Consider the following 25218-nt stretch of genomic DNA (forward strand, 5'->3'; position numbering starts at 1 on the left):
CGAGATGGGCCCATCTCAGGCTTTTGTGGGAACTACAGGGCCTTATTTGCCCTCGAAAAGCTATATTTTAGCTGATATTGTAAAATAGCGGACCGTAGTTCCCCTCGATTGGCAGAGGTAGCCACTTTACCAAAAATAGGGGATCATAGTTCCCATTAAAACATGCATTCAAGCGCTTCCCTGCATTCCCCTCCATTTGCCTGAGCTTCCATGCACTCGTATGCACTTTCCCGTGCTTCCCTGCAATTCCATACCCCCCATGCACTCCCCCGCATTTCTATGCATTTCCTGCATTCTCATGTACTTCCCTTAGTCTCCCTAAGCTCCCCCCACACTTCCAAGCCACAGACAGCCCACATCTCTTGCCTTCTCCCACAATGAGAACTTTCGCCGGCACTCCGTCCCGACACACCTTCGGCAGCCTGCCCCGCAAAAAAGGTTAAGCTTCGCTTAACCTCTACCTCTACCTCTACCTTTACCTTTACCTTACCTTTACCTTTATAAACTTTCTCCCCTCACCTTAACTCTCTGCTGCATCCCACATGCTCCGAGTGCCCAAACACGTTGCAAGTTCGTCTCCTACTGACTCTCATTGGACGAATTCCAATGAAGATGCCCTGCAGATATGTTATTTCTTCATTTCGTTGGATGAAATCCAACAAGAGCGGCTAAAATGGCGCTAAAACCTACCAAATTCATCATCCCGTTGGATTTTGTCCAATGTGATTGGCATTTAAGCATCAAAAATCGCCTGTTCGTTGGAATTCATCCAACGAGTCTGAGTCTCCTCTGGCGTAGCTCCCCCTTCACCGAACATGAATAAGGGGTAAGCTTCGCTTTCCCCCAAAAAACATAAAAAAACCGCCAAGCCCTATTGGCCTTGACGGTTCAGCCGCTCATTCAAGCGATCATGCTTCGTGCTTCATGGTTACGCCGATGCAGAGTCGCAGCACCCAGCGCCGTTCTTTCCTACGCCTGAGTCCACTCAGCGCTCCTATTGCTGTTAGCCTGCACAACATTTCTTAAACTTCTTGCCGCTTCCGCACGGGCATGGGTCGTTTCTGCCAACCTTCGCCCGCGACTTCATGTCGATCACATCCGCCTTAGCCTGCTCCTGCTGCAGAACAGCCGTAGGCTGGCTGCCAGCCGAGAGTTCGTTCGGCGAATAGCCCTTGAGGAACCACTGCCGTGTGCCGTTGCTAAGTGCCGCAATAGAGCTCATGAAGCCTCGCGTCAGTTCCAAATCGTGAATCTCCATATGCTGCCGAATAAATTGAAGCACAAAGCTGGGCATAGCTCCGTTGCGGATATAAATGACGCATTCCGTTACAAGCGCATCGGCATTCTCGAACGAAATCGAATAATTTCTGCGAATGAAATCCACAAAAGCTTTGTGCATCGGGGTCCGGTCGACAAAGCCCGGCTCTCCGGCCTCGAGAAGCTGATTTTTGGTGAAAGGATACAGCGAGATGCTTAATCTGGACTCTTGCTCCTGCTGAACTTGCTTCAGATTGCTGAGCGATCTGTTATGATATCCTCTGGAATCCGGTACGATCTGCATATAGAACAAAATCGCTTCCTCTAATACACCGTGATACTCATACTCATCCCCTAGCGTTCCTGCATAGCGCTCTACCAGATTGAGCAATTCTTCCTCGCTCAGATGACCGTAATAGTAAAGCAGACCATGTGTAAATTTAATCCATTCCGCATTTTGTTTGAAGCATTCCCGATAATCGCTGTAATTCAGCCGCTGAAAACTTTCAAGCACTTCCTGTGGCATCGCAACGGCAGGCTTTCCATTGTGCAAACCCGCGAACAACAGGCCTCTGCTTGTAAAATAGGAAAGCTGCTCGTCATCCATCATCGTATAAGAAACGCCGCCACGAACGGCAATTTGCTTCATTACTTGGTAACGAGTCTCATCGAATTTATGTAATAAACCGGGCAGCGCATCCGGAATATGCTGCACCAAGGCAAGGGCAAGATCTTGCTTCTTGAGCGAGCTTACGCCTTTAATTTCCAAGTTCGTCCGAATTTCCGTTAATTCGCCTTTCGATAGTCGAACAAGACGGTCAGCGAGTGAAAGCGGCACTGTCAATTCGGGCCATAATGCCCCCCCTGTATTAGCCTCACTCTGTTTTTTCGCGCTCTGGCGCTTGTCCATTTCCTTCATCCTTTCCGTAAAGAAAAACATCTCATCTTAAAATCACATCCTTCTATTGTACAATTTCTCAAGCGTTTAAGATAGAGTTTTCCACTACTTTCCATAAACGTTAACAATTTAGCCATGAGAAAAGGCGCCTGCCATCTGCCGGCAAGCGCCTATTTCTTATATGGAACGACCGGCCACTCCCGCCAAAAAGCTGAGTATGAACTGCACCGCGAGGCGTGACGTCACGTTGCGCACATCGACAGTCGGATCGATGCAGACAAAGTCCACCCCCTGCACCTGCGGCAGCGTTCCTAGACGATGAAGTGCATCCATGGCGTCCCACGGGTGCATCCCGCCGGTGCCGATCGCCGGACAGCCCGGTGCATAAGCTTGATCGATCACGTCCACATCAAAGCTCACATACAGCACATCGGTATCCTTTCCGGCAAGCGCAAGCGCCTCATCAAGCACCGCATCAATCCCCATGCGCCTCACATCCCGCGAGGTGTATACGTGCACGCCTTTGCTCTTCACATAGTCATGATAAGGCTTGGAGTTCATAAACCCCCGTATGCCAATTTGCACGATATTAGGACCGCGAACGACGCCTGATTCCAAAATGCCGCGAAACGGCGTGCCATTGGTCGCTCCGCCATCCTCGAAGTTACGCACATCATGATGCGCGTCAAAATGGAGGATGCCCACCTTCCGGCCCGGATGGCGGTCTGCAAAAGCTTTGAGCGACGGACAGCTCGTCGAATGATCACCGCCAATAATGATCGGGATCAGGTTCGGCTGCTCTTTGTACAGAGCGCGAAGACTCTCCTCGATGCGGCGGTGGCACTCCGCTATGTCGGTCACATGCATTTGGATATCGCCGAGGTCGCGGACGGCCAAATGCTGCAAATCGACCCCGTACTCCATCGAGTAGGTCGTGAATGATTTAAACGCTGCGCGAACCGCCGCAGGCGTCGTCGAAGCACCGGAATGCGAGATCGACGGCTTGGATAACGGGACGCCGATGATCCCTGCAAGCAGCGCTTCCTGACCGTCCCACTGGCGAATCCAGTGGGAAACTTTCGTCTCCATACGATCGCGGAATACGGCCTGATCAGGCGATTTTAGATAAGGAATCTCATGGCTCATAATGCCTCCTCCTCCTTGCCCGTCACAAGCCTGCGGTTCCACACGGCCTTGTGCCCGTTCTTGATCACGCCATACGTGTGGTTGATCCCAAAATGATACGGCAGGTACGCAACATTCGGGCTATCAAAAATCGTCAGATCCGCGCGTTTTCCCACCTCGATCGAACCGATGTCTCCCCCGCGCCCCAGCGCATTCGCCGCATTGATCGTGCAGGCGGTCAGGATTTCCTCCGGCGTCATTTTCAAGTTGAGCGACGCCAGCATCATGATGAGCTGAATCGACTCGGTTGGACAGGAACCCGGATTATAGTCCGTAGACAGAGCCACCGGCAGATTGTGCTTGTCGATCATGTCGCGGGCACGCGCATGCGTGGTGAGGCCGAGATTGAACGACGTGCCGGGCAGCAGCACCGGAACGACGCCCCTTTCGGCAAGCGCAGCCAAGCTTTCATCCGTCGCCGCCAGCAAATGCTCGGCGGATATCGCCCCCACCTCGCCCGCCAGCTCTGCGCCGCCCAGCGGGACAATCTCGTCGGCGTGAATCTTCGACGCCAGCCCGAGCCGCTGTGCGGCAAGCAGAATGCGGCGTGTCTGCACGACAGAGAAAACGCCGGCCTCGCAGAACACGTCGCAAAACTCCGCCAGACCCTGTTCCGCCACTACGGGCAGCATATCGTTCACAATAACGTCTACGAACTCCTCGGTTCGGCCCTTAAACTCCGGCGGCACCGCATGCGCTCCCATAAACGTCGAAACGATATCGACGGGATGTGACTCATCCAAGCGCTTGGCAACCCGCAGCTGTTTTAGTTCATCTTTTAAAGTAAGGCCATATCCGCTTTTTGCTTCAACCGTTGTGACACCGTTCAGCAGCATCTCGTTCAAACTGCGGCGCGCCTTGTCATACAGATCATGCTCACTCGCCGCTCGTGTAGAATTCACTGTGTTGAGAATACCCCCGCCTTGCGCCAAAATGTCCAAATAGGGTACGCCGGACCGCTTCAAGGCCAGCTCGTGCTCTCGGGACCCGCCGTGCACAAGATGGGTATGCGGATCGATAAGCCCCGGTGTGACCAAGCGTCCGCAGGCGTCGATCGTTTCCGCGATTTCAGCTCCTGCAAGCATTTCCTGAACCTCCTGCGCCGATCCGTAGCAGACAATTTTCCCCTGCCGAATTGCTATCGCCGCATCCTTAATCTCACGGACTTCTTTCATGGCGTGCCCGCAGCGCGGCTTATTTCCCGGTGGGGAAACCAGTGTGCCAATACCCGTAAGGAGCAAATCAACTCGTTCCATCCTCGCTCCTCCTCCCCTATTCCTGCTCGCGCATCGGGATGCGAATGCCGTGTTTCTCCGCCGTTTCAACGGCTTCGTCGTAGCCCGCATCCACATGGCGGATAACGCCCATGCCCGGGTCCGAGGTCAGCACACTGCGCAGTCTTTCAGCTGCTGCCTCCGTGCCGTCTGCTACCACGACCATGCCTGCATGCAGCGAATAGCCCATGCCTACACCGCCGCCGTGATGAACGGAGACCCAAGAAGCGCCTGCCGACGTGTTGATCAAAGCGTTCAAAATCGCCCAATCGCCAACGGCATCCGAGCCGTCCTTCATCGCTTCCGTCTCCCGATTCGGCGACGCTACGGAACCGCAATCGAGATGATCGCGGCCTATCACGATCGGCGCTTTCAGCTCGCCGCTTTGGACCATCTCGTTGAGCGCAAGGCCGAATTTCTCGCGCTCGCCATAGCCGAGCCAGCAAATGCGCGCCGGCAGCCCTTGGAAGGCGACGCGCTCGCCCGCCATTTTGATCCAACGGTGCAAATGAGCATTATCCGGGAATAGGCGCAGCACGAGCTCATCGGTTTTACGAATGTCTTCGGGATCGCCCGAAAGCGCGGCCCAGCGGAACGGCCCTTTGCCTTCGCAAAACAGCTGGCGGATATAAGCAGGAACGAAGCCAGGGAAATCGAAGGCGTTGGAGACGCCTTGATCGAACGCAACCTGACGAATGTTGTTGCCATAGTCGAAAACGACGGAGCCCATCTGCTGCAGGTCAAGCATCGCTTGCACATGCGCAGCCATGCTGCTTTTGGAAAGCTGAACGTACGCATCAGGATCGCGCTCCCGCAGTTCGGCGGCTTCCTCCAGCGTCATGCCGGCCGGGATGTAACCGATAAGCGGATCATGTGCCGAAGTCTGATCCGTTACAAAATCCGGCTTCATGCCGCGCCGCACAAATTCCGGATACACCTCCGCCGCGTTCCCCAGAAGTCCGATGGCGAGCGGCTTCCCAGCTTCCATCGCTTTTTGGGCCAGAAGCAGCGCTTCATCCAACGTTTCTGCGAGCACATCGCAATAACGGGTTTGAATGCGGCGCTCGATGCGTGTCCGGTCGACCTCAACGGCGATGACCACGCCTTCATTCATCGTGACCGCAAGCGGCTGTGCGCCGCCCATGCCGCCCAGACCAGCGGTTAGCGTCAATGTGCCTTTGAGCGTGCCGCCTGCATGCTGTCTGGCTGCTTCTGCGAACGTCTCATAGGTGCCTTGCAGAATTCCCTGCGTCCCGATGTAAATCCAGCTGCCCGCCGTCATTTGACCGTACATCATCAGCCCCTTCGCCTCTAACTCGCGGAAATGCTCCCAATTCGCCCACTTCGGCACGAGCACAGAGTTTGAAAGCAGCACACGCGGGGCGCGCTCGTGCGTTTTGAAAACGCCGACCGGCTTGCCGGATTGGATAAGCAGCGTCTCATCGTTGTCCAACCGCTGGAGCTCACGCACAATAGCGTCAAACGCAGGCCAGCTGCGCGCCGCCTTGCCGATACCTCCGTAAACCACCAGATCCTCCGGACGCTCTGCGACCTCAGGGTCAAGATTGTTCATCAGCATGCGCATCGCCGCTTCCTGCACCCAGCCTTTGCAGGATATTGCGGTGCCGCGAGGGGCGCGGATTTCTCTTTTCGCGTGGTTAGCATTCGTCATATCAGCATCTCCTTCGATTTAAAGTTGGCAGGGCGGTCAATAACTAAAACAACGAACCCGCAACAGCCTCAACCTCTTGCAGCCACTGGCCTTCCAGCAGGGCGGAAGCCACGTCCTCAATCTCGCGCGATGTGGAGCGATCCTCGATAACGGGTGGAACGAGTGCCCGCAATTTGTCGTACAGCACACGGGTCGCCGGTGCAAGACCTTCGGCTCCGACGAACTCGGCAGCTTCGGCCGCACAGATGAGCTCGATGGCCAGCACCTTTGACACGTTATCGATCACCTGAGCCGCATGACGGGCTGCCGTAGTTCCCATCGACACATGATCCTCCTGATTCGCCGACGACGGAATAGAGTCTACGCTCGACGGGTGGGCAAGCACTTTATTCTCCGATACCAGCGATGCGCTGACGTACTGCGTTATCATCATACCGGAGCCAACGCCAGGATTATGGCTCAGGAAGGCAGGCAATCCGCCGGATAACGCCGGATTCACCAGGCGCTCCGTACGCCGCTCGGATATGTTCGCGAGCTCGCTCATGCCGATTTTCAGAAAATCCATCGCAAAAGCCATCGGCTGTCCATGGAAATTACCACCGGAAATCACAAGCCCCTTATCCACGAATAACAACGGATTATCTGTCGCTGAATTAATCTCTATGGCGATCTTATCCGCCGCATAACCAAGAACTTGGCGCGTCGCGCCGTGAACCTGCGGCAAGCAGCGAAGGGAATAAGCATCCTGCACGCGGAGCTCGCCCTGACGCGTGGTTAGCTTGCTGCCCTGCAGCAGCGTGCGCAGGTTGCCCGCTACCCCGATCTGCTCCGGATAAGGGCGCACGCGCTGCACCTCATCGGCAAAAGCTTCCGGGATGCCGCGCAAGCACTCCACGGTCATCGCCGCGATGACATCGGCGATCCGTGCAAGACGCTCCGCTTTGACGAACGTCAACGTACCGATCGAAGTCATAATCTGCGTGCCGTTGATTAAGGCTAGCCCTTCTTTGGCTTGAAGCGTAATCGGCTTCAACCCAGCTTGAACAAGCGCTATGGCGCCCGGCAGGCGCTGCCCTTGGTAGAAGGCCTCGCCCTCGCCCATCAGCACGAGAGCCAAATGAGACAGCGGCGCCAAGTCTCCGCTAGCGCCAAGCGAGCCCTGCTCCGGCACAACCGGATGTACGCCGCGGTTGATGCAATCGATCAGCAGTTGCAGCGTTTCCAGCCGGATACCGGAGTGCCCTTTGGCCAGCGCATTCGCGCGCAGCAGCATCAGCGCCCGCACCGTCGGCTCCGGCAGCGGTTTGCCCACCGCGCAGGCATGGCTGCGAATCAGATTAAGCTGCAGCTGTACAGCGTCCTGCGGGGAAATGCGCACATCGCTGAATTTCCCGAAGCCCGTCGTGACGCCATAAACCACTTGGCCTGTCGCGACCAGTTCCTCCACCATGGCGCGGCACTTCACCACGCGCTTCATAGCTTCATCCTCCAGCACCACCTGCATACCATCGCAGGCAACCGCTGCTACTAGAGCGGGCGTTAATTGCTCGCCATCTAATTTCACCGGAGTCATATCTCCACCGTCATCTTGTTGTTGCTTTTCTTTATATACCATTGCCATGTCTAATCAGACTCCTTTCTCGCTTTAACAAAAGAAAGGGACCGTACGGAAGATGTTCTCTTCCATACGGTCCCTTTTTAAAAAAGAGGGTTCTATGCGATTGTCCGGTATCATGCTCCAGCCGATGCCTCATCGCGATCACTCACTTTTTAGATTTTTGTGTTATACCTTCTCTCATTGTCACACGTTTGTTCCCAAGCTGTCAATATGGCTTATTGCCCATTTGCCTGAACACACAAAAAAGCCCCACCCGCCGAAGCGAGTGAGACTCTATCCTAATAACTTAAGCCAACCATTCTTTTACTTTGGAAGCGAAATTGTTCAACATCTCTTGAGAACCGTACTGGCCGCTGAAATCTTCGATGCCGAGATAGCCGTCGTAACCGACCGCTTTCAAATCTGCAAGCAGATGCTTCCAGTTCACGATACCCGCGTCGATCGGCGACCACTCGCTTTTCCAAAGCTTAATGCCGTCTTGCGTTTCACCTGTCGGTATCCACTGCGCATTTTTCACGTGCACGTGAGCAAGGTAAGGCCCTAACAGTTCAAGACCCATGCGGTAGTTCTCGAAGCCTTCGTGAACCATGTTGCCTGCATCATGCAGCACGCCGATATGGTCTGGATTGAATTGGGACACTAGGCGATGAACCAGCCCCGCGCTCGGTGTAATCGTATTATGGTGAATTTCAGCCAAAGCTTTGATACCGTACTGCTGGGAAAACTCTTGCACATGGTGCAAATAGTCCGTAGCTTTTGCAAACAAATCGTTATAGTTTACGCTTTTGTCATAGTTCGGTACGCCGATGCGGATGAAGGAAGCTCCCACTTTTTTGGCCGCTTTAAAAACATGTTCTGTCTCTTCAACATCGCAGTTGTTTAAATAAGGAGTAACACTTAAGTTCACTAAGTTGTTGTTAACAGCTACGAGTCGGAAACGCTCCAACTCTTCATCGGACGCGCTCGGATCAATGGAGCAAAGGTTGTTTCTCCAGAAAGACGGCATCTCGTTTACCGCGTCGGCCGGAGTATCTTTAAAACGCCATTCAATCCCTTCAATGCCGGCTGCAGCGGCCGCTTTTGCCAATTCCTCAGGTGTCAAGTCCGGTGTTGCAACAGTAAAAATAGACAATTTCATATTGAATCCTCCTTAGAGTATCGATCATTATCGTAAAGCCAAACAGCTTGTTTATTTATCTCTTCTTTATTTTGCAGTATAATAAAAACGTATTCATTGCATTAATTGGGCAAAAGATTGCTAATATTGACTCCAGTTTAATAGAGGAGAACCTCGCATGCAGGATCTATACCAAAATCTTCATCATATGATCAATTTTCGGCATACCTTGACGAATGAGCCGCGTCCGATGGATTTTCATCAGCATCAGGATCAATATGAGATCTATTTTTTCCTCACCGGAGACGTGCACTATTTCATCGAAAAACAGGTCTATCATTTGCAGTATGGCGATCTGTTGATCATGCACAGCAACGAGCTTCACCGGCCAAATTTTCAATCCAAAAAACAGCGTTATGAAAACTGCGTGATTCACTTTAATCCGGCGCTGCTGGACAATCTCAATTCTTCGCAGTTTGACTTGCTGCACTGTTTCAATAACCGCAAGTTCGGCGAACAAAACCGGATGCGGCTGAATCCGCAGCAAATTGACGATATTATGAAAATATACGAGCGCATGGAGCTGTATACGCGGCCGCAGGCGCTGCCTGGATCTGATATTTTATTCGTGGCCGCTTTTACCGAGCTGCTTGTGTTTATTAACCGGATATTCCTCAAGCAAGACAAACAGGAAGAACAGGTCATGATCCCTGATAAGCTGTCCTCCCTCTTTACGTATATTGACGAAAATCTGGATCAGGATCTGTCGCTTGAAGTGTTGGAGCATGTGGTTTTTATGAATCGCTCCTATCTTTGCCGATTATTCAAAAAACATACAGGCAGCACCATTCACGAGCATATTTTATTTAAGCGCATTAACAAAGCGAAGCAGCTCCTCCGCGATGGCTCTACCGTCACGGATACGTGCCAGCAGGCCGGCTTCAACGACTACTCCAACTTCATCCGCACCTTCAAGAAAGCGGTCGGCCTCCCCCCTCGCCAATACCAGGCGCAGCAGCGGCGGGTTTGATCGCCGGGCACACGGACGATTGGCGAGACACCGCATAACTAACCGCGCACATGACAATTTCGAGCACCACCGCCACTTTAACGCTGAAAGAGGGGCTTAAAGTTGCTGAGGCTAACCTTTGGACTGACTTAACGCTGTTTAACAGCGTTAACTCACTGCGCACACGACAATTTCGCACACCACTGCCACCTTAACGCTGAAAAACGGGCTTAAAGTAGCTGAAGCTACCCTGTGGCGGCGCAGAAGATGTAAAATGTACAGCAAATTTTGCGGTTCTGCCCCCCAGCCAGACTATTACCTGCAAAACCTACAGCAAATTTGCTGACTTTCATTAAAATACGGCGATTCCGCGAGTATTACATGTACTTTTTACATCAAAATGTGCCCAAACGGCCTGCTCACTCCAAATTCCCTGCACTTTTGCATCAAATGATTCCAAACAAGCCTACAAACAAAAAAAGCCCCCCATCCCCTGCAATCATGCAGGATCTAGAGGACCTCTACTCACCGATTATTTCAAATTCTCAGGGTTCAGTTGCAGCAGCTCAGGCAGAACGAAAATACCGTCCTTCCGAATCAGCACATCGTCAAACCAAATTTCGCCGCCGCCGTATTCCGGACGTTGGATGTTCACGATATCCCAGTGCAGCGAGGACTTGTTGCCGTTATAGGCATCGTCGTAGCAGTTGCCTGGCGTGAAGTGGAAGCTTCCGTCGATCTTCTCGTCGAACAGCGTATCTTTCATCGGATGTTGAATGTAAGGATTCACGCCGATAGCGAATTCCCCAACATAGCGAGCGCCTTCGTCCATATCGAAAATCTCATTGATGCGATCCGTATCGTTAGCCGTCGCTTTAATGATTTTCCCGTTTTCAAACTGAAGCACGATATTTTCAAAAATAAAGCCGTCGTGAGGCGTAGGTGTATTAAAGGAAATAACGCCGTTCACCGAATCGCGAACCGGTGCAGAGTAAACCTCGCCATCCGGAATGTTAAGCTCGCCGTCGCATTTCACGCCGCCAATGCCTTTGATCGAGAACGTCAAATCCGTTCCAGGACCGACCAAACGAACTTTGTCCGTACGATCCATCAGTTCTTTCAAGGCGTCCATAGCTTTGGACATTTTGCCGTAATCCATCGTACAAACGTTGAAGTAAAACTCTTCGAAAGCATCTGTGCTCATGCTGGCCAGCTGTGCCATGGAAGAAGTCGGGTATCGCAGAACAACCCATCTAGTATCCTTGATACGAACATCAAAATGCACCTGTTGGTAATAAACCGAATTATAAAGCTTCATCCGATCCGCCGGAATATCCGACAGCTCGTAGATGTTAGCTCCGCCGCGCACACCTATGTAGCCTTGCATTTTTTTCATTTGGAAAGCGTCCACGTCCGCCCATGTTTGCATCTGAGCTTCCGTTCCTTCCATCACGAGCTGACGGATCACCGCATGATCGCGCAGGTTGACGAAAGGATGCGCACCTGCTGCATGAACCTTTTTCACAAGTTCCTTAACAAGAGCGTTATCGATGCCATAAGCTTCGATCAAAATATTTTCTCCAGGCTGCGCTTTTACCGAGTAATTCACAAGCACATCTGCCAATTTAGTTATTCTTGGGTCTAGCATCCTTATCGCTCCTCTTCTTCATCCACCGCAAATGACGGTTCGTTGATTTGAAACCCGACCGTGGTTAAATAAAACCATTCCCCGTTCTCCTCTTGCTGACCATCCAGTTCAAAGATCAACGCACGGAATTTCGACAGCCACTCCGCAAATTTCTCCTTGCTCATCTTCACTTCCAGCTGAGTGGACATCCGATGCCATTGCGCACGATCCGAAGAAGGAATTTGAAAAGCTTCCTCCGGTGCGGCAATTGCCCGAAGCCTCGCGCGGGCAAGCACATTGAGCGTCGTTTCACGGTAGTAGTTCTCTACTTCGGAAACATAGGGGAGAAGCGCTTCGCTAGGCACAAAGCCACGCGCGACGGCACGGTAAAATTTTTGCACGATACCGTTCTTGAGTTCTGTTCGCACGACCGAAATCAAGTCATGCTTTTCCAGCTCATTCAAATGATAGTGTACCTTCGCGCGCGCCATTCCTAACAGTTTAGCCAGTTGTTGGCCCGTGTACGCTTTTTCGATAAGATAAAGCAGCACCTTCGCGCGCAGAGGATCGCTTATCGTTTTTAATTGTTCCAACTCTTCAATAATATAAACCGGTTGCAGCTTCATCTGGACTCGACCTCCCTCTAATGTACCAATTTTGCCGTGTAAACAAGCATCTCTTGGTCAACTCTTAATCCCTTGCGAGATTAATTAAACGACGGTCAAATCTTTTTAACCGTATCATAATGCGAAAAGGAAATCATGTCAATTGCGGTTTCGGCAATGTTCATGAATCCTCCTCCTCACTCACTTAGTTCAACGCATTAACGAATTACCGAGTTTAAGCTTTATTCTCTATGGTAGCAAAAAGGGACGTTTCTGTCACCAAGAAAGGTGGAAAACGTCCCGTAATTTTTAACTATAAATTTGACTCCCCGCCTCACGGAACTCCCGGGACTTCGCTTCCATTCCGGTGCTCACCGCAGCCTCTTCATCGAGTCCCTGCGCATGCGCATACTGCCGGATATCCTGAGTAATCCGCATAGAGCAGAACTTCGGTCCGCACATGGAGCAAAAGTGTGCTGTTTTCGCGCCTTCGGCCGGCAGCGTCTCGTCATGATACTCGACTGCGCGTTCCGGATCGAGCGAAAGATTGAACTGGTCGCGCCAGCGAAACTCAAAGCGCGCCTTCGACAGCGCGTTGTCTCGTATTTGCGCGCCCGGATGCCCTTTTGCAAGATCGGCGGCATGCGCAGCGATCTTGTACGTGACGACTCCGACGCGGACGTCCTCCTTGTTCGGGAGGCCGAGATGCTCCTTCGGCGTCACGTAGCACAGCATCGCCGTGCCGAACCAACCGATCATCGCCGCCCCGATGGCGGACGTGATATGGTCGTAGCCCGGCGCAATGTCCGTCGTCAGCGGCCCAAGCGTGTAAAACGGCGCTTCATCGCACACTTCCAGCTGACGGTCCATGTTTTCCTTGATCATGTGCATCGGCACATGACCCGGCCCTTCGATCATCACTTGGACATCGTGTTTCCAAGCGATTTTGGTCAGTTCGCCGAGCGTCTCCAATTCGGCGAATTGCGCCTCGTCGTTCGCATCGGCGATCGAGCCGGGGCGCAGTCCGTCTCCGAGCGAGAAGGCGACGTCGTAGGTTTTCATAATTTCGCATATCTCTTCAAAATGCGTATATAGGAAGTTCTCTTGGTGATGCGCCAAGCACCATGCGGCCATAATCGATCCTCCGCGAGACACGATACCTGTCACGCGCTTAGCCGTCATAGGAATGTAACGCAGCAGCACGCCCGCATGAATGGTGAAGTAGCTGACCCCTTGCTCCGCTTGCTCAATCAGTGTGTCCCGGTACACTTCCCATGAGAGGTCCTCGGCTTTGCCGTTCACTTTTTCAAGCGCCTGATACAAAGGAACCGTACCAACCGGAACCGGCGAGTTGCGAATAATCCACTCGCGTGTCGTATGTATATTTTTGCCGGTCGATAAATCCATGATCGTATCTGCACCCCAACGGGTGGCCCACGTCATTTTTTCCACCTCTTCCTCAATGGAAGAAGCAACAGCGGAATTGCCGATGTTAGCATTGATCTTCACTAGAAAGTTGCGTCCGATGATCATTGGCTCGCTTTCGGGATGATTAATATTAGAAGGAATAATCGCTCGGCCCAGCGCGACTTCGCTGCGCACAAATTCCGCATCCAGATTCTCGCGAATCGCAATGTACTCCATCTCGGGTGTCACGATGCCCTTGCGGGCGTAGTGCATTTGCGTGACATTACAGCCATCTCTCGCTCGAAGCGGTCTCCGGTTCAGGCCTGGAAATACTTCCGCTGCCCCTCTCGCATCCGAAGAGAAGAGTCCGTTATCCTCCGGCTTTACTTCGCGTCCATCATAAGCCTCAACGTCTCCGCGCTCCTCAATCCATGCCAAACGATTAGCCGGCAGACCTTGGCGGATATTCGTCTGCCGCTCCGCATCGGTATAAATCCCGCTCGTATCATACACATGTACAGGCTCATTCGCAACTTCGTCACCGTGAATATTTGTAGAAGTCCCGAGCGATATTTCCCTCACAGGCACCCTGATATCCGGTCTGGACCCTTGTACGTACACCTTTTTGCTCCCTGGAAACGTTGAAACTTGAACGTCTTTCACTGAACTGCCGTTATTGCTTGTCATATGATTTCCCTCCTCATGAATGGGTATCGTGCGGCATGTTTAACATGCGGACCAGCTCGGCCGCTGCCTCATGCGGGGCGCGGGCTCCGGCGATCGCGCTCACAACCGCAACGCCATCCGCCCCCGCGCGGATGACGGGCAGGGCATTCGAGGCATCGATGCCCCCGATGCCGACCAAAGGCAGCCGGATGCCGCCCTCGCGCATCCGGGCAATCATGGCGGGCCCCCGGACCTCACGCGCATCAAGCTTCGTGCGCGTGGCGTATTGGGGGCCTACGCCCAGGTAGTCGGCGCCTTCGGCCAGCGCCGACTGCGCCTCTGCGAGATCGTGGGCCGATACGCCCACGATCATATGCTTCAGCCGCTGCCGCACGGCGGCGGCCGGGGCGTCCTCTTGGCCGATGTGAATGCCATCGGCCTCCAGCTCTAGAGCGAGCCTTTCATCGTCGTTGACGATGAAAGGGATCGAATGCTGCGCGCACAAGCGGCGCAGTCGCGCGCCCAGCTCGAGCAGCGCCTGCCCCTGCAGGGCGCCGGCGCCTTTCTCGCGGAGCTGAAACATCGTGATGCCGCCGGCAATCGCCGCCTCCAGCACCGCGTAAGGGTCAGCCCCGCTGCAGTTCGGGCTGCCCATCACCAAATACAAGCGCAGCGCTTTGCGCAGTTCTTCGCTATTCATCGCGTCCCTCCGGCATAAGCATCCTTGTTCACGATGATGATGTCTGATAACGCAGCACCCGCCCTGAGTCCCCTTTGGTACGCCCAATGGTTCGTAGGGCCATGGCCGCTGCCTATGAACAGCGGTTCGGCTATTGCCGCATGAATGAAATTTTTGGCCAGACGTAATGCCTCACTGGCTTGTAAGCCTTGCGCAAGACCAGAAGCAATAGCTGCAGCAAACGTGCAGCCCGTACCATGCGTATGCGGTGTATGTAAGCGGCGGGATGAGAACTCCGTGAACGTTTTCCCGTCATACAGCAAATCCGTTGCGTACTCCGTATCCGCTTCATGACCGCCTTTGATCATCACGTGCTGACAGCCGTACTCACGAATTCGTCTCGCGGCTTGCTGACGCGACAAGCGATCCGTAATGACGATCCCGCTAAGCGCTTCCGCTTCGGGGATGTTCGGCGTAACCACATCGGCCAGCGGCAGCAGATGTTCGCGCATGGCGTCAATCGCTTCTTGCTGAAGCAGGGATGCGCCGCCCTTGGCGATCATCACGGGATCGACAACGATCCGCTCCCATTTGTAGCTTCGTATTGCTGCCGCTACGATTTGGATAATTTCGGAGGAGAACAACATTCCCGTTTTGAGCGCATCCGGACGCAAATCCGCCCCAATGGAGGCAAGCTGCTGCTCCACGGCCTGGGCGCTCATCGGGTACACCCCTTGAACGCCAAGCGTATTCTGTGCGGTCACTGCGGTAATCACCGACATCCCGTAGACGCCCAGCTCCTGGAACGTCTTTAGATCGGCCTGAATCCCCGCTCCCCCTCCGCTGTCCGAGCCTGCAATCGTCAGCGCTTTGTAAATTGACATCTCGCTCCCCCCTTTCGAATAGTTAGATCAGGTATGATCAAGCCTAACGGACTGAGCTGACGCTATTGCTAGCAATTCGGTTAGAAATGAATTATAACGGACTCAAATGACGCTACTTGCTTCAGAACAGCCTTAATCAGCCATATTATCCGCAGATAACGACTCCCCGGTCCATTAACTCCTCATCATCCAGCCGAATACTCAAAATAGCGTCCCACACGTCCGTAAATGAACTTGTATCGCCGCTCCTAAGCCCGGCTAAAGCCCTCCATCGGGGAGCTCGCCGAAGCGTAACGCTTCTTCGGAATTCGGCCAGCCTCGAAGCCTGCGCGCCCCGCCTCAATGGCGAGCTTCATGGCATGCGCCATTTTGACAGGATCCTTAGCGCCCGAAACCGCTGTGTTCAGCAGCACGCCATCCGCCCCCATCTCCATCGCCAGCGCAGCGTCCGAAGGAGCGCCAATGCCGGCATCGACGATGACCGGCACCGTCGCCTGCTCGATGATGAAGCTCAGATTGAGCGGATTAATAATGCCTTGCCCTGTCCCTATCGGCGATGCTCCCGGCATAATGGCATGCACCCCGAGCGCTTGCAGGCGCTTGGCTAGAAGCACATCGTCCGACGTATACGGCAGAACGATGAAGCCCTCTTCCAGCAGCATTTCCGATGCTTTCAACGTTTCCACCGGGTCCGGCAGCAAGGTCATCTCATCTCCGATGACTTCCACCTTAATCATGTCGCAGAGTCCGGACGCCTTCGCCAATTTGGCGATGCGCACCGCTTCTTCCGCTGTTTTGGCCCCTGCCGTGTTCGGCAGCAGCGTGAAATTCGATACGTCCAGCATAGACAAGAAATTCGGCTGGCTCGCCTCGAAAATGTTCATCCGCCGTACCGCAAACGTCAAAATCTGCGATTCGCTCGCATCAACAGCCTGCTTCTGAATATGAAAATCCGGGAATTTGCCTGTGCCTAGCAATAGTCTGGAACGAAACTCGTATGGACCGATTTTTAACATGTTTCTTTATCCCCCTCCAACAAAATGAACGATTTCGATTGTATGTCCTTCGGACAGCTCCGTTTTCACGTGGTCTTCTTTTTGTAAAATGTTTTGATTATGCTCGACGACGAGCATTTTCTCCTGCAGCTCAAAATGCGCGAGCAGCTCTTCAATCGTTCGGATCGTATCCGGAACCTCGACGCTTTGGCCGTTAATGTGCAGCTTCAATGCTGTGCAGCTCCTCTCCTTTTAATTGCTGGCCTTCCGTCCGCTTGGACGCTCCCGACAGATCTGGGCTAAAAGCTTGCAGATCAAGCTCCATATCCTCGCCCAATAAGAGATGAGCGATCGCCTTCCCCGTGATCGGACTGAGCAAAATACCGTTGCGGTAGTGCCCGCAGGCCGCAAATAATCCCTCATACATCGGAACTTTGCCGATGTACGGCAGGCCGTCCGGGGTCTGGGGCCGCAGCCCTGACCAAGCTTTTTCCCACTCCGCTGCACCGATCGCAGGCATCAACTGCTTCGCCCTGGCCATCAGCTCCGCGAGTCCGGCCAGCGACACCTTGCGGTCGTAGCTGTTCGGCACGACCGTCGCCCCGACGAGCAGCCGCCCCCCCGCTTTGGGGACAATATAGCACCCCGGCGTGAACAGGGTCTTATGCAGCTCCCGCTTCTCGGTGAGAACCGAGAAGCACTCTCCCTTCACGGGATACACCGGCAGGTCGATCCCGCTTCCGGCCAGGAGCCGGCCGCTCCACGTCCCCGCCGCTACGACCACGCTGCCGCCGTACAGCGGCCCCTCGGCCGTCATCACGCCGATGACGCGCTCGCGCTCCGTCAGCAGCCCCTGCACTTGGGCGAATTCTTGCAGCTTCGCCCCCAGCACCCGCGTTGCCTGCGCAAACGCCGCCGCCAGCTTCGGCGCCTCCACCTGCCCATCCTCCGGCAGGTACAAAGCTCCGCGCGTCGCCGTGCTCAGCGCGGGTTCAAGCGAAGCGGCTGCGGCTGCGCTCAGCCACTCCGCTCTTTCGCCCGCTGCGCGTTGGAGCTTCTCCCTGGCGCGCAGCTCCTGCTCTTGAACGTCGCTGAGCGCGACGTTCAAGAGGCCCTCGCGGACGAGGCCGATGTCGATGCCCGTGAGGCTCTTCAGTTCCTCGCTCAGCTTGGGGAACATCGCCCGGCTCTGCCGCGCCCACTGGAACAGCGGCCCCGTGTCCTCCATCTCGGACTGCGCTCCGAGCATGCCGGCTGCGGCAGCCGAGGCCTCCGTCCCCAGTCTGCTGCGTTCCAGCAGCGTGACGGACTGGCCATTCTTCGCCAAGTAATAGGCGATGGAGGCGCCTATCACGCCGCCGCCAACGACGATAACGTCACTCGTATGCTTCATATCTCTCACCTCTGATTTCTTCCGGCTGCACCGACTGCAATTCACGGATATAAGCTTTTACCGTTTCCACGGGATCCGCCGCCTCCCAAATGCCGCTCATGACAGCAATGCCGGCGGCTCCCGCTTCCAGTACGGGCCTCACCTTTTCAGGCGTTATGCCGCCGATTGCGATCACAGGAATCGCCACTTGACCCGCCACCTTCCGCAGTTGTTCAAGGCCTCTGGGCGGAACGCCCAACTTCGATTTCGTCGCAAAAATATGGCCGTACAAGACGTAATCCGCCCCCTCACTCTCCCGCTTTACGGCTTCCTCCATGCTGTGTACGGATACTCCCGTACGTTGCACGCTTTGGCTGCTTTCCCGTATCATCAGGAGCTGCGGAGAACTTTCCGGGAGATGCAAACCGCCTAGCCCGGCAGCGTCGGCCATCCACGGAAAGCCGTTTATATAAAGGCTTCGCGCAGGCACCCCTTTTTCCAGCAAATCCTGTATGCCTATGAAAATTTCATCCATTGGCTTCGTTTTTTCCCGAATATGTATGGCTGTAACATAGGGGTGAATCCGGGCCGCAACTGCCGCCAGATCTTTCCATGCCAGTTTGCCATTCGAGATGACATGCAGCTCGTACCGGGACATTTGGAGTCCGCCTCCTTACTTTGATCTGTTGTATCGATAGGTGATGGCACGATCAGCGCCAAGACGCAAAAAAACCACTTTTCCAAAGAAAAGTGGTTGTAGGTTGCCCGCATAAAAACATGCACAAATGAGGCGCCAAAGTCCGGTTTCCACTTTCCTCCGCTGGTATGACCCAGTTCAGGTTCAAAGGGTCCAGATTTCTCCGTCTCAGCCTTTCGGCGCCCCTAGGGATACATTCGTATTCATTTGTTCATTATCATAACACGGTATCCATCGGTTGGAAATAAAAAATTTCCATCCCATCTTATCCTAGTCACCCAAGCCTATTGCTCTTATAATAGGGGGAACGCTTACCTCGGCCTTACATACCTATTGTCAGGAAGGATGTACACCTAAGATGCTGTCTCAATTGAATCGTCAACTAGAAAAAATCATGCCGCTCATCACGCCGGTCAGCGTACTCATCGGTGTTTTGCTCGGCAGTCATTTATTCGGATTCACCTTTTTATCGCCATGGCTATTCGCTTTTATGACCTTTTCAGGCAGTATAAGCTCCAGCTTCAGAGAATTTGTCAAGGTTGTCGTTCAACCTCTCCCGCTCATCGCTACGCTGCTAATTTTGCATGTGGGCATGCCGCTCATTGCACTTGGGCTAGGACATGCTGTTTACAGCCATGAACCGTTAACCATCACAGGCCTCATTCTTGCTGCAGCCATTCCGACAGGGATTACCAGCTTCGTCTGGGTCGCCATTTATCGCGGGAATATCGTGCTCACCCTTTCCATTATTCTCATGGACACAGTTCTTTCGCCCTTCGTTGTTCCTTACACGCTATCTGCGCTCGTCGGAACGAAGGTACAAATGGATTCCCTAGCCATGATGAAGGGACTTTTCTTCATGATCGTCGTCCCTTCCCTGCTCGGCATGCTGCTGAACCAATGGACCAAAGGCAATATCAAAGTGAAATGGAGCGGCCGCCTTGGCCCTTTTTCCAAAATATGCATGGGCATCGTAGTCGCTATCAACAGCTCCGTGATCGCGCCATACTTGCGTGATATTAATCCCAAGCTGCTTGGGATGGCTGGATTTGTACTAGTCCTTGCTTCGTTAGGCTACATTCTGGGGTGGGTCGTCGCGAAGCTGATGAAGTGGGAACAGGATGTTGTAGTGGCGCTAACTTTTAACAGCGGCATGCGGAATATTAGCGCCGGCGCCGTGCTCGCTGTGGCTTATTTCCCGCCTCCGGTCGCCATTCCGGTTGTCCTGGGGATGCTGTTCCAGCAGTCGCTGGCGTCCTTATTTGGATTTCTATTGAACAGAAGATATGCTTTGAAAGACGATGCGCCTAATCTAGCTAACACTCACTAAGGAAGCACTAGTTTGCCTATATTAAGCTGCTTAATTTGATCTTCATTCAAATCTTTGATCTTATTTTTTGCTGTCACACCACTCACTGTAATACCATATTTATTTTTTATGTATGCATGGATATCTTTCATCTCATCATTTGTTAGTTTGCTTAAATCCTGCTCTCCTTTTAACTTTCCAAGTAGGATCCCTATAACTTCTGCAGCCAGTGAGGTGTTGGCTTGAATGCGCGCACTGCCATACGCCACAGCAGAGGCACCCACGTTTTTACCTGCTAAGAAATACCTCCCTGCTGCTAGGGACGAATGTCGCTCCGACATTTCCGAAACCCCACGTAAATTTATCTGTAACTGTAGTCGTTGAACCATATTTATCTTCTATTTCTTTTTTTGTTAACCGATTCGTTTCCTTCTGGAACTTATCCCAATCTACATGACGAAATTTCATCATGATTGAAGCTGCCATGTACTGTTGTGCTCCGCCAAATACGGTTTCAATACCTGGAATACGTTCCAATTCAAGGCCTCCTACAAGAGCATTGGAGTCCGTATTTTCTACCCAGTAGTCAGCACGGATGTCCTTCTCCAATCCATCTTTTGTACGGTAGGTAATAGACTTAATTTGTTGATTATTCGCAGCCGCATCCTTTACCTTATTAATGCCAGTAATGGAAATGCCGGATTCCAGTGGTATCCCTTTAATAAGCGAGTCGAAGTATTGTTCAAATTCACTAGCTTTTCTTATCTCACCTTTTTTATAGCGGTTAAAAAGCTCCTTTACTCTTCCTTGAAGCAAGGATTGATTTTGATCATCGAACGGTTCATCCAGAAACTGCATCTGTCCTTGAATGAGCTGTCCTCCCGGCTTATCCTTGGGATCTAAAATAGTTACTGATAATCCTTCATCCATGGCAGCTCTAGCCAGATAAACTCCTTCTATTTCCGATCCAATCACCACGACATGTGTCTGGCCGGAATCTCCTTCTTCTTTTTCCGCTTGAACTTTCTCTTTCTCACAAGCAGTTACAAATAATAAACAAGTAAAAACTAAACCGAATACTAAGATCTGATACTTTCTCATCGCTTCCTCCTATTACAAATTATGGATATTCAATAAATTGACGTTACCTCTGCTTTAAAGTTCAATCTCATTCCACTCAGCCATTTTTAAGCTAACTTTTATCTGCGTTTCAGCTTCCCTTCTCTTTTTCTTCATAATTGCACCGTACAATGGGGTTGAAGATCAAGGATAGGAGTGAATTATGCACATATGAAAATGAAACAAATAGCCGGCTTATGCATTCTTATTCCCGCTTTGCTTAGCGGTTGCGGAAATCAAACTTCCTCTGGGCCTGCAGCGGCAAGCACGACACAGCCTCAAACGCAGAACGCACAAGGTTCAGCAGATGCGAAGCAGCAGGGACAGAATCGTCCCGCCATGAGTCAGGAGCAAAGACAACTGTTCAGTACGTTCCAAACCCTCCTTATGATGGACAAGGCCGACGGACTTGCGATCACCAAGGAGCAAGCTCAAGTCATGCTGCCCGTTGCGCAGGATATCGAGACCAAGGCTGAGCTCAGCGACGAGAATAAGACAAAGTTGCTCGAAAAGCTAACGGACGCTCAGAAGAAGTTCATCGATGACTCGGCATCCCGGATGGCTGGTCGGGGGAACGGCGGAGGGAACGGACCTGGCGCTAACGGCGGAAATCAAGGCGATGGCAAGCGTGGGAATTTCGGCGGGCAAAAAGGCGCACAGCCGGACGGCTCAGCCCCGGCTTCACCGAATGCCGCTGGTTCCGATGGCACGGGCGGCGGGAATAACGGGAATGGCGCAGCCCGTGGAGGCAACGCAGACGGCAAAAACGGCGGAGCAGGCGGCAATCGTCCTGCCGGCGGCGCTGGCGGTCAAATGCGGGATCCCGGCAAGCAGCTCGTTGAGCTCTTGCAAGAGAGAGTGAAATAAAACTGCGGATACTGGTTTAGAGGAACTACAGGCCGCTATTTATCCAAATGGCAGCCTTGTGGCAAGCAAGTGGGAACTACGGTCCGCTATTTTGCCATTTTCGGCTGAAATGTGCGGTCCGATGGGGAATAAGACCCTGTAGTTCCGCGTAAACATGGAAATTAGAGCTTTTCGCACAAATAGCGGACTCTAGTTCCCTTCAAGGTGGTAAGAACGGAAAAAGGGCTTCCCTTTCGTAGATTCATCTACTTTTGGGACAGCCCTTTTCTGCGTTCGCACTTAACCTCGCAATGCCTGAACAACCTGCTCGGCACTGGCTTCGCCGCTGGCTACCAGTTCCACATGCTCGGCAAACATATCGCACATATAGACGAATAAGCTCAAAATCTCAAGCACCTCTTCGCTGTCAAAAGAACGCGCAGCCGAAATGCTGTATACATAGCGGTAATGCAGCTCGTTATGCTCATTGATGCCAAAATGGCCGATCGGCAGTCGCGTATTGATCTCGAGTAAAACAGCGGCAACCTCATCGCGCTTTCCTTCTTCAAGGTGAAAAGGAAGCGTACTGTAGATTTGCAGCAGCTGAATAGAAGCGATCTCATCGTCGTTCAAAGGCAAAAAGCTAAAGTGCAGAAAGCGTTCCCGCTCTTTTTTATCCTCTTGAAAACCGGCCATCAGCACGTGAAGCGGAATCGCTTCTGATTTTTCCAACAAATTCGTGGCTAAGCCTGTCTCATCCAAAATATCTTTCAAAAGCCCTAACTGCGCCAAATGGCGCGCGTGTACTAGGTCTGGCAGCATGTGTTTCCACCCTTCTATTCTCTTTGTCCCATGGCTTCAACTAATTTGGATCTTAGTTTAACCGGATCATCTTTAAACTTCTCAAGAGCAGGCAAACTTACACCTGCCGCTTCGACATAGCTTCTTACCTGAGTGTACCGCGCAAGAACGGCTGGATCTGGCGTTGCGGGCGCCGGTGCGGCTGCGGTTGGTGCCGCTGTGGTTGGCGTAGCCGGTACTGGTGCAGCTGTTGTCGGTGCCGTGGCGATTGCCGGTGCCGGTGCTGGTGCGGCTGTTGTTGGCGCCGTCCCGGTTGCCGGGGCCGGGGCTGATGCGGCTGACGTTGGTGCCGCTACGGTTGCCGGGGCCGGAGCCGGTGCGGCTGACGCTGTTAACACAGGAAGACTCCTAATCATATGAATAATCAGATCCGCATCTTTTGAACGTTGTTCCTGTTTCTTCTCGGTTGATTTATCCGCATTGAAGACCGCCTTTGTGATTCCCCAAGCCCCAGCTTTGGCAGCTCGATCGCGTCCAGCTTGTTTCAATGACCGGACGACAGGCATCGCAGCGCCAACGCCGGAGGCAACGATTTTGAGCGGCGTACCGACCTGCGCACCGACACCAGTCAGCGTAGCGATGTCCCCTGCGATTTTCGTTAACTCGATACCGATTTGCAGACCTCCGCGGTTCGTGCGCTTCACGTTAATATTTTTCATTTCCTTGGCGAGTTCATACTGCGCAATCTCTTCGAGTTCTGTCTCTGCCTGTGCGTCGCCTTGTGCTTTTCTGGCTTCGAGAGCCTGTTTATGGATCTTCAGTTTCTCTTTATCTACGCCGGCATTCCGGAACCATCTCTTGGCCGTTACAAAGGATTTGCCCGCGTTCTTGCCCTTGAAGTCACGTTTCAAGGTGGTCATTGCCGAGCGGTTTAGGCCTGCTTTGATGACGTCGACCGTTTTGATGGCAATTTTCACACCGCTCACCGCGATACTGACCCCCGGAATAACGCTAGTCAAGCTTGCTGTGCTTGTGTCCATAATTTCCATAATGCCTTTGGCGACTTTGAGCCCGGATTGGGCAGCCTGAATGGCATTGCTTATTACATCGATGACACCTTTGGAGGCTTCGCCCTTATCCAGTCCGCCATTCTCCGAATGCTTGCTATACATATCGTAGATGGATTTAACAGCCATAATGGTGCTTTTTACAGCAGAAATCGCTTCCCCTACCGTACCGGTATAATCACTTACCGCCGAGGAAGCGCCCACACCATCGGTATTGCCGGTGGATTTGGCGGCTTTATCGACCAAGCCGGCGGAGCCGCTGACCATTTTGCCTGTGGATTCAATCATGGAAGAGCCGGTAGCTGCGTAGTTCCAGCGTTTATTATGGCCGGTACGGTCACTGTCCTCAGAGATGGAAAGAGTTTCTCTAATCGCGCTCAAAATTTGAAAAGGACCGCCAATCAAATCCGCTGCGGAGGCAACCGCGCCATGCGATGCCGATTGCTGCGCCAGACTCTCGTCTTTGGTTGCGTCGTAGGCATCTTTGAAATCGTCTGATTTACTGCCGAAGCTTTCACTAAACGCGGTGATGATGCCTGCACCGGTATCTGCACCCTCTTTGAGCGAGTCAGACGCCGGAGCTGCCGCCGGTGCCGCTACGGGCACTGGCGCTGCTTGCACCGGGGCCGCTTGCATCGGCGCTGCCTGCGCTGGAGCCGGCGTCGGTGCCGCTACGGGCACTGGCGCTGCTTGCACCGGGGCCGCTTGCGTCGCCGCTGCCTGCGCTGGAGCCGCCGCCGGTGTCGCCACAGGCACTGCCGGTGTTTGCACCGGGGCCGCTTGCGTCGCCGCTGCCTGCGCTGGAGCCGCCGCCGGTGTCGCCACAGGCACTGCCGCTGCTTGCACCGGGGCCGCTTGCATCGGCGCCGCTACGGGCACCGGCGCTGCCTGCTGCTGCGGATTCCTTTGAATCATTTGATTCGCGTAGGCTTGGGTTGCGCGATTCCCGGCTGTTCGCTGCATCTGCATAAAGAAGTCCCTCGCAAGAGGAGACACTTGAGGCGATGACATTCCGTTTGTCTGTGAAGCTTGTGATTGCGCAGCCTTCTGTTGAGAATGGCCCGCTGATTTGGATTGGTGCTGGTTACCTTGTGCCATCAGACGTGACTCCTTT

At 53.2% G+C, this 25218-nt stretch carries 22 protein-coding genes and 1 riboswitch; of the genes, 3 read left to right on the forward strand and 19 right to left on the reverse strand.

All coding sequences use genetic code 11. The features are described 5' to 3' along the window. Window positions 1-1003 precede the first annotated feature (1003 nt). From GC097_RS16300 to GC097_RS16325, 6 genes are all read right to left on the reverse strand, one after another. Complete coding sequence (locus GC097_RS16300) at window positions 1004-2167, reverse strand: YecA family protein (RefSeq protein WP_171684363.1); 1164 nt, start codon at window positions 2165-2167, stop codon at window positions 1004-1006. Window positions 2168-2332: 165 nt separating this feature from the next. Beyond that, window positions 2333-3301, reverse strand: coding sequence for a formimidoylglutamase (hutG, locus tag GC097_RS16305; RefSeq protein ID WP_171684364.1), 969 nt, complete (start codon window positions 3299-3301; stop codon window positions 2333-2335). After that, window positions 3298-4596 (reverse strand): imidazolonepropionase, encoded by a 1299-nt coding sequence (gene hutI, locus GC097_RS16310; RefSeq protein ID WP_171684365.1) that lies wholly within the window; start codon window positions 4594-4596, stop codon window positions 3298-3300. Before hutI ends, hutG begins: the two co-directional genes overlap by 4 nt. A 16-nt stretch (window positions 4597-4612) precedes the next feature. Next, a complete protein-coding gene (gene hutU / locus GC097_RS16315; protein WP_171684366.1) occupies window positions 4613-6286 on the reverse strand; it encodes a urocanate hydratase in 1674 nt (557 codons plus the stop codon). 43 nt (window positions 6287-6329) lie between these two features. Then, complete coding sequence (gene hutH, locus GC097_RS16320) at window positions 6330-7901, reverse strand: histidine ammonia-lyase (protein WP_171684588.1); 1572 nt, start codon at window positions 7899-7901, stop codon at window positions 6330-6332. 289 nt (window positions 7902-8190) lie between these two features. Then, entirely contained in the window at window positions 8191-9042 is an 852-nt protein-coding gene (locus GC097_RS16325; protein WP_171684367.1) for a sugar phosphate isomerase/epimerase family protein, read from the reverse strand. Between the two features lie 157 nt (window positions 9043-9199). On the opposite strand from GC097_RS16325, the gene GC097_RS16330 reads away from it, so the two are divergent. Next, window positions 9200-10051: an AraC family transcriptional regulator gene (locus GC097_RS16330; protein ID WP_171684368.1), complete on the forward strand. Its 852-nt coding sequence runs from the start codon at window positions 9200-9202 to the stop codon at window positions 10049-10051. Between the two features lie 511 nt (window positions 10052-10562). On the opposite strand, the gene GC097_RS16335 is transcribed toward GC097_RS16330, so the two are convergent. The 9 genes from GC097_RS16335 to GC097_RS16375 form a co-directional block, all read right to left on the reverse strand. After that, window positions 10563-11678, reverse strand: coding sequence for an aminopeptidase (locus tag GC097_RS16335; RefSeq protein ID WP_171684369.1), 1116 nt, complete (start codon window positions 11676-11678; stop codon window positions 10563-10565). A gap of 2 nt (window positions 11679-11680) precedes the next feature. Beyond that, complete coding sequence (locus GC097_RS16340; RefSeq protein ID WP_171684370.1) at window positions 11681-12283, reverse strand: ArsR/SmtB family transcription factor; 603 nt, start codon at window positions 12281-12283, stop codon at window positions 11681-11683. Window positions 12284-12571: 288 nt separating this feature from the next. Then, window positions 12572-14356 (reverse strand): phosphomethylpyrimidine synthase ThiC, encoded by a 1785-nt coding sequence (gene thiC / locus GC097_RS16345; RefSeq protein ID WP_171684371.1) that lies wholly within the window; start codon window positions 14354-14356, stop codon window positions 12572-12574. A gap of 13 nt (window positions 14357-14369) precedes the next feature. Beyond that, a complete protein-coding gene (thiE, locus tag GC097_RS16350) occupies window positions 14370-15035 on the reverse strand; it encodes a thiamine phosphate synthase (RefSeq protein WP_171684372.1) in 666 nt (221 codons plus the stop codon). Beyond that, window positions 15032-15898 carry a bifunctional hydroxymethylpyrimidine kinase/phosphomethylpyrimidine kinase gene (thiD, locus tag GC097_RS16355; RefSeq protein WP_171684373.1) on the reverse strand — a complete coding sequence of 289 codons (867 nt, stop codon included), beginning with the start codon at window positions 15896-15898 and terminating at the stop codon, window positions 15032-15034. The genes thiE and thiD overlap by 4 nt, the downstream gene beginning before the upstream one ends. Window positions 15899-16146: 248 nt before the next feature. Then, on the reverse strand, window positions 16147-16914 hold the full coding sequence (locus GC097_RS16360; protein ID WP_171684374.1) for a thiazole synthase: 768 nt from the start codon (window positions 16912-16914) through the stop codon (window positions 16147-16149). A gap of 6 nt (window positions 16915-16920) precedes the next feature. Continuing rightward, on the reverse strand, window positions 16921-17124 hold the full coding sequence (thiS, locus tag GC097_RS16365; RefSeq protein WP_171684375.1) for a sulfur carrier protein ThiS: 204 nt from the start codon (window positions 17122-17124) through the stop codon (window positions 16921-16923). Further along, a complete protein-coding gene (thiO, locus tag GC097_RS16370; RefSeq protein ID WP_171684376.1) occupies window positions 17108-18286 on the reverse strand; it encodes a glycine oxidase ThiO in 1179 nt (392 codons plus the stop codon). Before thiO ends, thiS begins: the two co-directional genes overlap by 17 nt. Continuing rightward, window positions 18270-18923 (reverse strand): thiamine phosphate synthase, encoded by a 654-nt coding sequence (locus GC097_RS16375; protein WP_171684377.1) that lies wholly within the window; start codon window positions 18921-18923, stop codon window positions 18270-18272. The genes thiO and GC097_RS16375 overlap by 17 nt, the downstream gene beginning before the upstream one ends. Before the next feature lie 137 nt (window positions 18924-19060). Continuing rightward, window positions 19061-19159, reverse strand: a riboswitch (TPP riboswitch). A 161-nt stretch (window positions 19160-19320) separates the two neighbouring features. Between GC097_RS16375 and GC097_RS16380 the strand changes: the two genes are divergently transcribed. Then, window positions 19321-20292 carry a bile acid:sodium symporter family protein gene (locus GC097_RS16380; protein WP_171684378.1) on the forward strand — a complete coding sequence of 324 codons (972 nt, stop codon included), beginning with the start codon at window positions 19321-19323 and terminating at the stop codon, window positions 20290-20292. Here GC097_RS16380 and GC097_RS16385 read toward each other — a convergent pair. Together GC097_RS16385 and GC097_RS16390 are read right to left on the reverse strand one after the other, a co-directional pair. Continuing rightward, window positions 20289-20555 (reverse strand): hypothetical protein, encoded by a 267-nt coding sequence (locus GC097_RS16385; RefSeq protein WP_171684379.1) that lies wholly within the window; start codon window positions 20553-20555, stop codon window positions 20289-20291. The genes GC097_RS16380 and GC097_RS16385 overlap by 4 nt on opposite strands. A gap of 4 nt (window positions 20556-20559) precedes the next feature. Next, entirely contained in the window at window positions 20560-21372 is an 813-nt protein-coding gene (locus GC097_RS16390) for an FAD-dependent oxidoreductase (RefSeq protein WP_171684380.1), read from the reverse strand. 189 nt (window positions 21373-21561) lie between these two features. Between GC097_RS16390 and GC097_RS16395 the strand changes: the two genes are divergently transcribed. Continuing rightward, window positions 21562-22257 (forward strand): hypothetical protein, encoded by a 696-nt coding sequence (locus tag GC097_RS16395; RefSeq protein ID WP_171684381.1) that lies wholly within the window; start codon window positions 21562-21564, stop codon window positions 22255-22257. Between the two features lie 279 nt (window positions 22258-22536). On the opposite strand, the gene GC097_RS16400 is transcribed toward GC097_RS16395, so the two are convergent. Both GC097_RS16400 and GC097_RS33915 read right to left on the reverse strand, forming a co-directional pair. Continuing rightward, on the reverse strand, window positions 22537-23058 hold the full coding sequence (locus tag GC097_RS16400; protein WP_171684382.1) for a YbjN domain-containing protein: 522 nt from the start codon (window positions 23056-23058) through the stop codon (window positions 22537-22539). 14 nt (window positions 23059-23072) lie between these two features. Continuing rightward, the gene (locus tag GC097_RS33915) at window positions 23073-25202 is read right to left on the reverse strand and encodes a hypothetical protein (protein WP_216625795.1); all 2130 of its coding nucleotides are present in this window, start codon (window positions 25200-25202) and stop codon (window positions 23073-23075) included. Between the last annotated feature and the right edge of the window lie 16 nt (window positions 25203-25218).

Source organism: Paenibacillus planticolens, from assembly GCF_013141725.1.
In the GTDB taxonomy this organism is placed as follows: domain Bacteria; phylum Bacillota; class Bacilli; order Paenibacillales; family NBRC-103111; genus Paenibacillus_E; species Paenibacillus_E planticolens.

Excerpts from the sequence above, each read along its gene's own strand:
- GC097_RS16335 (WP_171684369.1), bottom strand. The coding sequence starts at position 11,678 with ATGCTAGACCCAAGAATAACTAAATTGGCAGATGTGCTTGTGAATTAC.
- GC097_RS16400 (WP_171684382.1), bottom strand. The coding sequence starts at position 23,058 with ATGCTGCCAGACCTAGTACACGCGCGCCATTTGGCGCAGTTAGGGCTT.
- thiO (WP_171684376.1), bottom strand. The coding sequence starts at position 18,286 with ATGAAGCATACGAGTGACGTTATCGTCGTTGGCGGCGGCGTGATAGGC.
- hutU (WP_171684366.1), bottom strand. The coding sequence starts at position 6,286 with ATGACGAATGCTAACCACGCGAAAAGAGAAATCCGCGCCCCTCGCGGC.
- GC097_RS16380 (WP_171684378.1), top strand. The coding sequence starts at position 19,321 with ATGCTGTCTCAATTGAATCGTCAACTAGAAAAAATCATGCCGCTCATC.
- hutH (WP_171684588.1), bottom strand. The coding sequence starts at position 7,901 with ATGGTATATAAAGAAAAGCAACAACAAGATGACGGTGGAGATATGACT.
- thiE (WP_171684372.1), bottom strand. The coding sequence starts at position 15,035 with ATGAATAGCGAAGAACTGCGCAAAGCGCTGCGCTTGTATTTGGTGATG.
- thiD (WP_171684373.1), bottom strand. The coding sequence starts at position 15,898 with ATGTCAATTTACAAAGCGCTGACGATTGCAGGCTCGGACAGCGGAGGG.
- hutG (WP_171684364.1), bottom strand. The coding sequence starts at position 3,301 with ATGAGCCATGAGATTCCTTATCTAAAATCGCCTGATCAGGCCGTATTC.
- GC097_RS16375 (WP_171684377.1), bottom strand. The coding sequence starts at position 18,923 with ATGTCCCGGTACGAGCTGCATGTCATCTCGAATGGCAAACTGGCATGG.
- GC097_RS16390 (WP_171684380.1), bottom strand. The coding sequence starts at position 21,372 with ATGAGAAAGTATCAGATCTTAGTATTCGGTTTAGTTTTTACTTGTTTA.
- GC097_RS16340 (WP_171684370.1), bottom strand. The coding sequence starts at position 12,283 with ATGAAGCTGCAACCGGTTTATATTATTGAAGAGTTGGAACAATTAAAA.
- GC097_RS16330 (WP_171684368.1), top strand. The coding sequence starts at position 9,200 with ATGCAGGATCTATACCAAAATCTTCATCATATGATCAATTTTCGGCAT.
- GC097_RS16300 (WP_171684363.1), bottom strand. The coding sequence starts at position 2,167 with ATGGACAAGCGCCAGAGCGCGAAAAAACAGAGTGAGGCTAATACAGGG.
- GC097_RS16360 (WP_171684374.1), bottom strand. The coding sequence starts at position 16,914 with ATGTTAAAAATCGGTCCATACGAGTTTCGTTCCAGACTATTGCTAGGC.
- thiC (WP_171684371.1), bottom strand. The coding sequence starts at position 14,356 with ATGACAAGCAATAACGGCAGTTCAGTGAAAGACGTTCAAGTTTCAACG.
- GC097_RS16325 (WP_171684367.1), bottom strand. The coding sequence starts at position 9,042 with ATGAAATTGTCTATTTTTACTGTTGCAACACCGGACTTGACACCTGAG.
- hutI (WP_171684365.1), bottom strand. The coding sequence starts at position 4,596 with ATGGAACGAGTTGATTTGCTCCTTACGGGTATTGGCACACTGGTTTCC.
- GC097_RS33915 (WP_216625795.1), bottom strand. The coding sequence starts at position 25,202 with ATGGCACAAGGTAACCAGCACCAATCCAAATCAGCGGGCCATTCTCAA.
- GC097_RS16395 (WP_171684381.1), top strand. The coding sequence starts at position 21,562 with ATGAAAATGAAACAAATAGCCGGCTTATGCATTCTTATTCCCGCTTTG.